Annotated in this window: 10 protein-coding genes; 5 read left to right on the top strand and 5 right to left on the bottom strand. The window is 38.5% G+C overall.

Annotated elements, in window-relative coordinates; all coding sequences use genetic code 11:
* Positions 1–16: 16 nt before the first annotated feature.
* From PEDSA_RS12080 to PEDSA_RS12070, 3 genes are read right to left on the bottom strand one after another with little or no spacing between them, the layout of a single operon-like run.
* Positions 17–1618 carry a DUF5689 domain-containing protein gene (locus PEDSA_RS12080; RefSeq protein WP_013633436.1) on the bottom strand — a complete coding sequence of 534 codons (1602 nt, stop codon included), beginning with the start codon at positions 1616–1618 and terminating at the stop codon, positions 17–19.
* Positions 1619–1645: 27 nt separating this feature from the next.
* Complete coding sequence (locus PEDSA_RS12075; RefSeq protein WP_013633435.1) at positions 1646–3244, bottom strand: SusD/RagB family nutrient-binding outer membrane lipoprotein; 1599 nt, start codon at positions 3242–3244, stop codon at positions 1646–1648.
* Between the two features lie 10 nt (positions 3245–3254).
* On the bottom strand, positions 3255–6470 hold the full coding sequence (locus PEDSA_RS12070; RefSeq protein WP_174262588.1) for a SusC/RagA family TonB-linked outer membrane protein: 3216 nt from the start codon (positions 6468–6470) through the stop codon (positions 3255–3257).
* 296 nt (positions 6471–6766) lie between these two features.
* Between PEDSA_RS12070 and PEDSA_RS12065 the strand changes: the two genes are divergently transcribed.
* The 5 genes from PEDSA_RS12065 to PEDSA_RS12045 are packed head-to-tail and all read left to right on the top strand — an operon-like array spanning position 6767 to position 9350.
* Positions 6767–7156 carry a VOC family protein gene (locus PEDSA_RS12065; protein WP_013633433.1) on the top strand — a complete coding sequence of 130 codons (390 nt, stop codon included), beginning with the start codon at positions 6767–6769 and terminating at the stop codon, positions 7154–7156.
* A gap of 19 nt (positions 7157–7175) precedes the next feature.
* A complete protein-coding gene (locus PEDSA_RS12060; protein WP_013633432.1) occupies positions 7176–7547 on the top strand; it encodes a DoxX family membrane protein in 372 nt (123 codons plus the stop codon).
* An 8-nt stretch (positions 7548–7555) separates the two neighbouring features.
* Entirely contained in the window at positions 7556–7972 is a 417-nt protein-coding gene (locus PEDSA_RS12055) for a VOC family protein (RefSeq protein WP_013633431.1), read from the top strand.
* A 33-nt stretch (positions 7973–8005) separates the two neighbouring features.
* Positions 8006–8455 (top strand): hypothetical protein, encoded by a 450-nt coding sequence (locus tag PEDSA_RS12050; RefSeq protein WP_013633430.1) that lies wholly within the window; start codon positions 8006–8008, stop codon positions 8453–8455.
* 43 nt (positions 8456–8498) lie between these two features.
* The gene (locus tag PEDSA_RS12045; RefSeq protein WP_013633429.1) at positions 8499–9350 is read left to right on the top strand and encodes a VOC family protein; all 852 of its coding nucleotides are present in this window, start codon (positions 8499–8501) and stop codon (positions 9348–9350) included.
* Positions 9351–9434: 84 nt separating this feature from the next.
* Here PEDSA_RS12045 and PEDSA_RS12040 read toward each other — a convergent pair whose 3' ends face one another.
* Both PEDSA_RS12040 and PEDSA_RS12035 read right to left on the bottom strand, forming a co-directional pair.
* The gene (locus tag PEDSA_RS12040) at positions 9435–9926 is read right to left on the bottom strand and encodes a hypothetical protein (protein WP_013633428.1); all 492 of its coding nucleotides are present in this window, start codon (positions 9924–9926) and stop codon (positions 9435–9437) included.
* Positions 9927–9995: 69 nt separating this feature from the next.
* Complete coding sequence (locus PEDSA_RS12035) at positions 9996–11042, bottom strand: hypothetical protein (protein WP_013633427.1); 1047 nt, start codon at positions 11040–11042, stop codon at positions 9996–9998.
* Positions 11043–11678 lie beyond the last annotated feature (636 nt).

The following is an 11678-nucleotide window of genomic DNA, read 5'->3' as shown; positions in this document are numbered from 1 at the left end:
CGTGTATATCTCTTTTTTAATCTTTAAGTGTTGTTACCGGGATAGTATCTGTCCTTACAACAGTTCCGTTAGAAATAACGTCTATTTGTGACGGCTCTTCCAGATCTGCTAAAACAGATTGCTTAGTGAAAAGGATCAGACTCTGAGTTCTCGCTTTTACCCATTTTCCTAATCGTGGATTATAGGTTCCACCGAGTTTAATAAAATAGCCTTGATCTGGAGGATAATTAAAATTAATCGTATTGGTTCCCATATTAAAGTAGGGTTGAGATTTAAGAGAGATAGGATCAATCACATCATAAAAATCTGTATTGGCAATACGGTAGCCGGCTGCTGGAGGACCCGCAGTATATAATGAGCCCCCATTTTTTACAAAAATTACATCTATTGGTTTAGTATCTTTGTTAACTGTTATGCCTTCGAATACCGCAAAGCCTGAGGCATTTCCACTGTTGGCGAATAATCCCTCTGTTTTAAGCCCAAAGCCATCGCCATTTGTAGTCGTATAATTAAATGCTCTGATCCATTTTGCTTGTGCAATAGAGGTGGAACCTGATCCATTGATCACCTTCGCCGATCCACCTACATAAAAGAACTCGCCTTTAGAAACTGTACCGGATGTAAGATTGAACTTAAAAGTTCTTGAATTGCCGGATGTTGCTTTGGAACCTGTGGCCCACCCTTCAGATGGAAATCCGGTAGGGTTTGTGGCTCCTGCATTGTTGGTCGTTACTACAGAAAAAGGAGTTACAGAAAAATCTATATCCTTTGTGGCCATAAACTGCATGTATTCATAATTTCCATCGCCGCCTAAAACATCAGGCATATACCCTGTGATGATTATAGGCGTAATTTCTATAACAGAACTTAATGAAACCACGTCTTGTTCTGTGCGAAGATGGTGCTTGGGAACTCTATTGCCATTTTTGTCTATTGAGGAGAATATGATTCCGAAGAAATTTCCAACAATAGGTAAATTATTTTTATGAGCAAAACTAGCGGTTGGTTCGGTATGTAGCGTAATATTATCAAAACCATCATTCAATGGTTTTTCACCGGACAGAATATCCGCAGGTGATGGTAAAGGATCAAAACCGCCTTTTACAATAGCGACTAATGTACTCTCGTATTTGTCCGGATCTGCAAGGATGTAACTGCTGGGTACTCTGTTTGAAGGGATAGGTCTGCCAGAAGCAATTTTTTGGACTTTATCCGACGTAATATTTTTGATCTGCAATAATCCGTTTTCACGTTTTAAAATTCCACCTACAACATCTATTATTACCGAGTCTCCCGGGATGTAATCGCTTGCGGCATCGCCTATAGCAACAGATATGCCACGTAATTGCTGCAAGCGTCTTTTGTCTTGCAACACTAATAAACCGGCTGGCATATTGCCACCTGAATGGTCAGATACTACCACACCTGATATTTTTTCAGCTCCAAACATGTTATCTGGCGATAGAGTTAAATCTTCTCCTTTATGAAGTGTTCTTAAATCATAAATTGGTATGATAGGGCTTACAGTTCCGCCGGGGTAATTGCTTTTTTCACAGGCTGCTAGAAATAAGATAGCAGCTATAAAAAATGGAAAATAAAAATTAACAATCTTTTTCATCTCTTTATCTTAAAATATGAGCAATAATTAATTAGGTGTTTGCCACCAGACTTTGGTATTTATCTGATCTGGACCTTGTACCGAAATGGCTGCTTTATAATTCGTGGGATTTGCCGATTCTACGTAAACAGGGTAGGTCATTCTGGCAGGCATTTCACCATTGTTTCTCAACCCAGGTCCAATCTCGATATGAGGGTGTCCCGTCCTGCGGTACTCAAACCATTGTTGTAAATCTGTTAGAAAAGTAGTATAATACTTTTGACGGTGGATTTTTTCCAGTTTGCTGTTCTGCGAACGCGGTGCGTCAAGTGCTAAGTTTTCGTCCCAACCCAATTCTGCTGTAGAAATATAATTGGTAAATGCAGCATCGGTAATTTTTACACCGGAAGGTCCTGTCGCTGTAGCCGTAGCATTAGGCCAGTTAGGTAACCATAAGGTGATACTATTTAGTATACCTGTGTAGTAATAGGTTTCTGCTGATTTACTGATCCAGCCTCTGGCCGCAGCCTCTGCGAGAATAAACTGTAATTCTGCATAATTCATGATATTTCCCGTTAGCGGATCTGTTTGCAATGTTTGGGCAGGTTTGCTGCTCACAACCGATGCCATAGAGTAGAAAGCAGATTGTTTAGTAACTCCAGCCCCTGGAAGATAACCACTTGGTACGCCCGAAAATCCACTCGAACCCTGTGATATTCCCCATCTGTTAACTCCATCTTTTCCGAATGTACTGATGTCAATTCTCGGGTCTTTCCAGTAAACCAGGTTATCGATAAAGAAGTTAGCAATGGCCGGAGATCTAAAGTCCTGCTCTCTGACGCCGATATAAGGTGAAGTATAAGGAGCTACTCCGGTCCATCTTAATATCGCGGAGTCATCATTGCTGGCCATTATAGGATAGGTAGATGATTTGGTGTCCACTATTTCTTGTATTTTAGCTATTGCAGCATCAGAAATCTGCGTTTTGCCTGATACCCTCAGCAATAATCTTAGGTATAATGAGTTTCCAAATTTGCGCCATTTGCTTACGTTTCCATTAAACACAGGATCGCTATTTGCTGAAATTGCGGCGTTGGATGACAAGAGTGTATTGGCTTCTTCCAGTTTGGCAAAAATGTCGTTATAGATATCTTTTTGAGTGTCGAATTTAGGTTCACCGATACCTTCTTTTGCCAAATTAGATTCAAAATAAGGTACGTCTCCGTATGTATCGGTAAGCATGGAGTATATCCAGGATTGACAGATTAATGAAATTCCCTGATAGGATTTATTTAATGTTAAGGGATTGCTGGCTTGTGTATATAAGTCTTTAAAGTTTGTGAGTTGTATATACCAGCTATTCCATAGGTAGTCTGAGAATGTTCTCCGGAATTCATATCTGAAAACAGTAGCATCACCATCGCTGATACTTACTGTAACTTGCATAAGTTCGTTATTGAAATTTCGGTTACGTATCATATTTGCGTTTAGCGTGTTTACTAACGCAGGTGCTAATAACTGCTCGGGAAGAGCATTGGGAGTATTAACCGGGTCTGTATTAATTTTTTCAAAATTGTCTTTACACGATACCATCAGAAAAGGCAGTAATAAAACAATACCCATTCTTTTTAATATTTTCTTTTTCATTGTTAACATTTTAAATTCCTATGATTAAGTTAAAACCAAAAGTTCGGGTGGATGGGAATTGTGCCGTTTCAAATCCCTGAACGATGTCGGTTCCGCTAAGTGTTCCAAATTCTGGGTCAAACATTGGCCATGGAGACCATATAAAAAGATTACGACCATATAGCCCTATACTTGCCCTTTGTAAGCCTAATTTCTTAATTGTTTTGGGAGCTAATGTATAATCGAATCTTGCTTCTCTAAATTTGATGAAATCTGTACTGAATGTACTTCCTTCGGCGTTATCTGCGCCCATGTGTGAACGGTAGTATTCATCAATGTCAAAAGTAAGTATGTCATTTTTGCGGAATGTGCCATCGGAATTTTGTATTACCCCATCACCGATAATTCCGTTATATCTGCCGGGTAGGGTGCTCGTCAATTTCCCCTGTTCAACCATTTTGTAATTCATTAGAGAATGGGCTACGCCACCAACCTGAGCATCAAAAAGTACATTTAATCTGAATTGTTTGTAACGAAATTCGTTGCCTAAACTGGTTTTGAATTTTGGAATGGTATTACCCAAATAGATAACTTCATCAGATATTTTAGCAAAACCCGTAGTCTCGTCATAAATTACTTGCCCATCAGGAGATCTTCTATACCCTCTGCCATATAAGTCGCCCATACTACCACCCACTTGGGCTACAATCTGCCCACCGGCAACAGGTCCGGTACGTAAAACGATAGAACTGTCCGGTAAAGACATGATCTTGTTTTTGTTGGTGGCAAAGGTTGCGAATGCTCTCCAGTTTAAGCCGTTAGCATTTTCAAGGGGTTTTCCATTAAGTGCCAGTTCAAAACCGTTGTTGTTTACCTGTCCGGCATTAATAAGCATTTGATTGTACCCCGAAGCACGATCTACAATTCTTGATAATATCTGGTTTTTAGTATTACCTGCATAATAGGCTATATCGAAACCAAGTCTGTTTTTAAACAATCTCACATCTGCTCCAACCTCATAGGTGGTAGTGCTTAAAGGTTTAAGATCGGGATTAGGTAGTGTAGTAGGATTTTGTAGTGCTCCTCCAGCGTATAATCCACCTCCGGCCAGACCATATGCGTAAGATGTTCTGTATGGTGTAGTTCCACCGCTTCCTACAATAGCAACTGATGCTCTTAATTTCGCGAAGCTTATGGAAGATGGTAGTTCAAAGAATTCTGAAGCAATAAAACTGGTACTTACAGAAGGATAGAAAAAACCAACATTATCAGTACGTTTAGGTGTAGCCAATACGCTATTCCAATCTTGTCTTGCTGTTGCATCAAGGTATAAGTAGTTTTTATAAGATGCAGAAAGTAAACCATAAAAACTGTTGATATTATACTCGCTCCTGTCTGGTATGCTCACAAGAGGTCCGGCAGAATTCGCGAAAATATATAGTCCAGGATAAGTTAATGAATCAGCTCTTATTTCGTCCTTTACATAAGTATTTCTAAGAATACTTCCTCCTCCGGTTAAAGATAGTTCTATATCTTTATTTATTTTCTTGCTGTAGCGAAGCAGGAAATCACTGCTAGCCTCCTGCGATTGTATATTTTGCGTACGGTAAGAACCCCTGGTTAATTTTGATCCAGCATCAAAAGGTCTTTCTTGAGCCCTTTGTTCTGTAGAAAAGTCCAGTGACGTACGCAGCATTAAGCTTAGCTCTTTAGTAAAGTTGATTGTTGCATTTACATTACCCGTAAGTGTATTTCGGTTAGAACGATTGATAAACTCGTAAGAAACAGCGTACGGATTTTCAGGATAAGAACTATAAGGGTATTTTATCTTTCTGTTTTCTTGTCCCAATTGCCAGTAGTCTTTTAACCAATCTATATCAGCATTTGGTTGCCAAAAGATAAACCAATACATTAAGGATTGGTTACCATAACCCGCGCCAGGTAAATTATCACTAAATTTATTATTGTAGTTTACCTTTGCACTAACAGTTAGTTTCTTGTTGATTTTAGAATTTACAGATAATGCTACCGAATTTCGTCCATATCCGGTATTTGGCGTTATCCATTTATTTTTAACATTAGTGGCAGAAAAACGAGCCGTTGTTTTGTCTGTTCCACCATCTACACTTACCGAATTTGTTAATGTTTGCCCTGTTTCAAAGAAATCACGAATCTTATTGGTATAAGGCACCCATGGTGTTCTCTCTTTTCCCCTTGCCTGGGTTACAGGATCGTATTGATAAAAATATTGTCCATCGAATCTTGGACCGTAAGCAGAACTGGTTCCACTTGTGCTTGCTCCGTCTTCGCTGGCTCCATAGGAGTAATAAGCGGCACCATCAAGGCCTTGTCCATATTCAAACTGCATATCAGGCCAACGGTTCACACTTTCTAATGCAAAGTTTGAATTAAAGGTAACACCAAGTCCTTTTTTCTTTGTACTTCCTGATTTTGTAGTGATTATAATAGCGCCGTTAGCTCCTCTTTGTCCATATAAGGCGGCTGCGGCCGGACCTTTAAGAATGTTAATATTTTCTATATCCTCGGGGTTGATATCATTTAATCCACTTCCATAATCGGCGGGCATATTGTCACTGCTGGTTCCATAAACAGATTCACCTGCATTGGCAGTACGTCTTGCACTACTATTGTTAATAACCACTCCATCTACAACAATCAAAGCTTCGTTGTCACCTGTCAGGTTATTTTCGCCTCTCAGTATGATTTTATTAGAACCCGTAGGCCCGCTGTTGGATCTTACCAGGTTTAAGCCGGCAACTTTACCTGACAAAGCGTCTGTCCAGTTGCCGGAAAGGGCTTCTGTAAGTTGCTCACCTTGAACCACAGTTGTGGCATAGCCTAAAGCTTTTTCCTCTCTCTTTATACCTAGAGCTGTTACTACGACTTCCTTTAGGCTCATATCTTCCACAGATAGTCTTAGGTCTAGTGTTGTCTTGCCATCTACGGGAATCTCCACTGTTTTAAATCCAATAGATGAGATGATTAATTTCTCTGTAGGAGTAACATCTACCGTGAAATTTCCATTGACGTTCGTTTGCGTGCTCCTATTATTGGATTTCAGTTTAACGACTGCACCAATAACGGGCTCTCCATCCTCAAGGGATAGTACCGTTCCTTTAACTCTGATTTTGCTTTCTTGTGCAAAGGTCTTGATGATTGAAACGTTTAGTAGTAACAAAAACAGTATCATGGTCTGCTTTGTTACCTTGTGAAAGTAGTTTTCCATTTTTTTAATTTCTGAACTCATTCAACGAAGTTGATTTTGCTGTTAATTTTTTTGATGAATCAATTCTGTAGTACGTACTTTAATATCGGCGGTAAAATTAGTTTGGTGGTTGTTTCGAGGAGGTTAAGAGGGGGTTATGGTTTTGTTGCCTTTATAAGTCTATTGTGTTAACGGAAACATTATAGCCAGCCAGATAATAACGAAGTGTTAATATTCTTTTATTTCTTGTCTTATGGCAAGTTGATTTCTTGGAGAACGCTTTATTTTTGTTTTATAACCGTTAAAATCAATTTGCTATGAATAACAATATCATATGTTGGTTCGAAATTTATATTGATGATATAGATAGAGCCAAGAAATTCTATACAGAAGTATTGGGAACTCAATTTCAGGACGCACCAGCTATTCCTGGAAGCGGGGATTTAAAAATGTCATTCTTCTCAAGTGCCGAAAACCAGGGAGTGAGCGGTGCACTGGTTCAAAATGGTGAATCACATAACCGAAATAAAGGAAGCCTATCTACTATTGTGTACTTCCCCTGTGTAGATTGCAGTGTAGAGGAAGCTAGAGTTAAAAAAGCTGGAGGAGAAGTTACAACTCCAAAAATGTCTTTAGGCGAGCATGGTTTTTGCTCGATTTGTATAGATACTGAAGGAAATACCTTCGGACTATATTCCTTGAATTAAAAATCTAAGATCAATTATAATGAAAGCTGTAAAATTTATTCTTTGTCTGTTGTTTGGACTTACATTTATTAATGCCGGATTGGACAAACACCTGCATTATATGCCGGTACCCCCTTTGGATCCTGAGTTGCAAAAAGTAGGCGCTGCATTTATGACTATAAAATGGTTGATGCCCTTGGTTGGTACCATAGAAATATTGGGAGGATTGCTTTTTATCATACCAAGAACCAGAGCTTTAGGGGCAATTGTTATTTTACCAGTACTGGTTGGTATTATATTACAAAACTTAACTTATATGCCTGCTGGGTTGGTAGTAGCTGGTATTCTATGGCTTATAGAACTTTGGGTACTTTTTGATAACAGAGAGAAATATAAAACATTATTAAACTAAATAATATCATGAAACTTAATCCCTATTTGAATTTTAATGGTAACGCGGAAGAAGCTTTCCGTTTTTATCAAACCGTTTTTGGAGGAGAATTGTTTGTCCAGAAAATGAGTGCTGCACCAGGGACTGAAAACCTGCCAGAAAATGAAAAGAACATGGCTATGCATGTTTCATTGCCTATTGGAGATGGACAATTTTTAATGGCATCGGATTGCTTGCAGTCACAAGGGCATGTATTGCATGTCGGAAACAATAATTATATCTCAGTAAGTCCTGATAGCAGAGAAGAAGCTAAAAGAATCTTCGACGGATTGTCTGCGGGAGGTACTATTGAAATGCCTTTGGACGATATGTTCTGGGGAGATTATTTCGGCTCTTTCAAAGATAAATACGGTGTTTGCTGGATGATAAACTATGCAAATAAATAATAGCAAAATTCACCTATCGAAAAACATACTGATATGAAAAGAAAGCAGTTTAAAATTACCATTCATGCGGGCATTGAAAAGGTGTACAACACGATGTTGGGAAAAGCCACCTTTAAACAGTGGACAGCAGAGTTTAATCCCACTTCTGATTTTGACGGAAGTTGGGATAAAAATTCCAAAATATTGTTTACAGGAATAAATAAAGAAGGAAAAAGGGAGGGAATGATAGGATTGATAGAAGAAAATATCCCAAATAAATTTGTTTCTATAAAATACATAGGGATACTTTCAGGAGACAGGGAGGTAACAGAAGGACCAGAGATAGAAGGCTGGGCAAATACCTATGAAAACTATTCTTTCGACGGAAATGATAGTCAAACGACACTAACGGTTGAAATGGATATACAAGATCAGTGGATCGATTATTTTGATAAGACCTATCCAAAAGCATTAGAAAGATTGAAGCTGCTATGCGAAGCCTAGTTTTTTACTGATCAAAAAGAATAATACTTTAAACCAGTCACACATGAAAAACGTAATTTATCCTTGCATATGGTTTGATAACCAGGGCGCGGAAGCAGCTGAATTTTATTGTGAAGTATTTCACGATACAAAAATAAAGTCACGTACCGCGATGGTAACTACATTTTCTATTAAAGGGAAGCAGTTTATGGCTTTAGACGGGGGCCCAATATTTAAACCTAATCCGTCCATATCTTTTTTTGTAATCTGCGAATCGGAGGAAGAAATTAACCATTCGTGGACTAAGCTAAGTGAGAGCGGAAAAGCATTGATGCCTTTAAATACCTATCCATGGAGTAAACGATATGGCTGGATACAAGATAAATATGGAGTTTCCTGGCAGCTATCTTTAGGACTGTCGGGGCAGGAAAAGGCCGATATATTCCCTGCGCTGATGTTTACCGGAGAACAGAATGGCAATGCCGAAAAAGCCATTAATTTTTATACTTCGTTATTTCCAGATTCCTCGATCGATCTCATAGCAAGATACGAGCCTGGAGAAGGCGATATTGAAGGGCATATAAAACATGCTCAATTTCATATAAATGGTTATAAAATGGCCGCTATGGATAGTGCTTTATCACATGGGTTTAATTTTAACGAAGGTGTCAGTATAGTGATTAATTGTGATACGCAGAAGGAAATTGACTTTTATTGGCTAAATCTAATAGAGGGTGGAAAAGAAAGTATGTGCGGCTGGTGCCAGGATGCTTTTGGCGTATGGTGGCAAATAGTACCTGCACCTTTAGAAAAATGGATGAGGGATCCGGTGAAAGCCCCTAAAGTAATGGAAGCCTTTATGAAAATGAAGAAGTTCGATCTTGAAATACTAGAAAAAGCAGCAATGGGAAACTAATGCTAATTGTATTTGCTTTACAGGGAAGGAGTCGAAGCGTTGATGATTCGACTCCCTGCTTGCTGACCTGAATAAGATTATGGTTTATTTCTGCCTTTCCAAATTATAAACAATATAAGCTGTGGTTCCGTTTTCGATAGAGAATGGCGAGCGTAAGCTTAGATGATTACTGTCTATCCAACTTATATCTAATCGATATCCTTCCCTTACATCTCTGGCTTTTACCCCTTCCGGAACTCTTTTAAATTGGAAAACCGGAGCTGTGTCGCCGTTCAGTAAATCCCAGTATATACTTTCTGTATTCCCATTGGTTAGGCTGATCTGGCCTTTGTAACTTCCATATAAACGCCATATACTTCCCACGAAAGATTCGTAAGGAGCCATGTTAAAGGCATTTTTTATCTGGTAGTCGTTGGGAAATCCTTCTCTTTTAACGTCTGATACAACCCATGTTCCTGTAAGATTTCCTTTAGAGGTAGAGTTCATGGCTGTAGAATTGTTTTTATGCGACGCGCATCCTGAAATTGCTGTTGCTATAAGTGCAAAAGCCAGCAATGCAAATGATATTTTTTTCATAAAAAGATGATTTTGTTCTGTAGTATAACGAACAAAACTGTCTTTTGATTTTATTAAAAACTTCTTTTTTTATTTGCTATTGAATAAACAGGCGAAAAGATGTTCTTTAACCAGGCCTCCCATTGTCCGTATTTTTGTAAATAATGGGTTTTGATGGTAAGCGGCTAATTCTTTTCCCAGGCTGATTATTTTTTCATCGGGTGCAAGTTTTTCTTTTCCCATAAGATAGAAAACTTCTTTTAACCTTTTTTGACCTACTCTGGCCCTGTGCCTGATAATTGAGCGTTCTTCCTGCTGGTATTGCAACATGGAAGTTTCACTCACCAGACCAATTCCCATAAACACAATTCTGTTATTTTCTTTAAAGAAATGCGGTAGGTAGAATTTTAATCTTCCTTCGTAAGATTGCTGGTCAAAATCTATAGCGCGTATACGGTATTGATTTCCCTCAATGTCTGGGGTAATATCCACAACATAATTGTAAGACCGCATATCGCCCAACAGACGTACGAAACATCTTTCATTAAATTTGACAAACTCTTTGCAGATCCTGGTTTTATTAAATACCGAATCTTTAACAGCTTGTTTAATAAACAGATCACCAGGCATTCCGGCAATATGTTCTTCTATCAATGTATTTCCATCTGTAAGATAATTAATACGGTTAGGGGAGAGAATGTGTTCCAGTTCTAGCCCGTAAACGCGGGAAGAATCGGCTACCTTAACATAAAAATGGTCGTAATTATCGTTAAATCTGTTGATGATACGAACCCTGAAAGGTTTGGAGTTTCCAAAAGAACAATAATCTATACGGGCAACAGAAAGGTGCTCCATAACTTCCATACGTCCGGAAGCTCTTAATAAAGCATAAATGTATTCTAGTCCGGGAAACAGATCTTTCATCTCCGATTCGTCATAATAGACCGTATGCCATAGAGTATCTACTCCATTGTTGTCTAATAATGGTACTGTAAGGTTGAAACGAAGCATGTCGCTGTACATTACAGGAAGTTTTACTTCCCTGTCATACTTTAGTAGATACCTGCGAAGAGGCTCATTAACCGGATAATTTAACTTCTTTTTCGAGGGAACGTCTTTTCTTTCTTCAGGTGCCATATACTAAGTCTAAAGTACGTTTCCGAATAATAAATACCAAAAACAAAAAGCGCAATCCGGATATGTGTGTCCATTACAGCTTTATGTTGCTTTCAGCAACACATTGGATTGCTTGGGATTTGCCTGTTAATTGTTTTTGCACAAAGATTTATCTGATTTTAGCTCCAAATCTTATAATGCCACTGGCCGTACTATCAAAGAAAGTATAAGTTTGCAATGTTCAATCCTAAAAATGGTTGCTGTTTAGAACAAATGGCACTACCGAGCCTCTTTTCTTTGCTCAATCGGGTAGATTATTTTGAAAAAGCAGAGTGGCAAAGGAAAGTTGGTGCGAAGACATTTTTCCCTGAGCGTGAGGATAGAGCTAAGGCCATAAGAAGAAAATGTTTTTGTTTCTTTTTCAAAAAAGAAAAAAGAGTATCAGCGACAATAATATTAGTAGAATGCCTATGCGAAGAATGAAAGTTAGTCCGCCTCATAGCCGGCGGCTGGCCTAGATTACTTTTTTCAGAAAGTCTTTATGTTTCTATATGGCCTTCAAGAATGCTAAAGCATTTTGTCTTTGATACAAAAGTATCCAAAAAATCAAGGCGTATAATCTTTGTCGCTCCATCTAGATAAATCTTTAATTAGCGC

The sequence above is a fragment of the Pseudopedobacter saltans DSM 12145 genome, assembly GCF_000190735.1.
In the GTDB taxonomy this organism is placed as follows: domain Bacteria; phylum Bacteroidota; class Bacteroidia; order Sphingobacteriales; family Sphingobacteriaceae; genus Pseudopedobacter; species Pseudopedobacter saltans.
The sequence above is the reverse complement of the archived record's forward strand: the minus strand, read 5'-3'. Positions and strand labels throughout refer to the sequence as shown.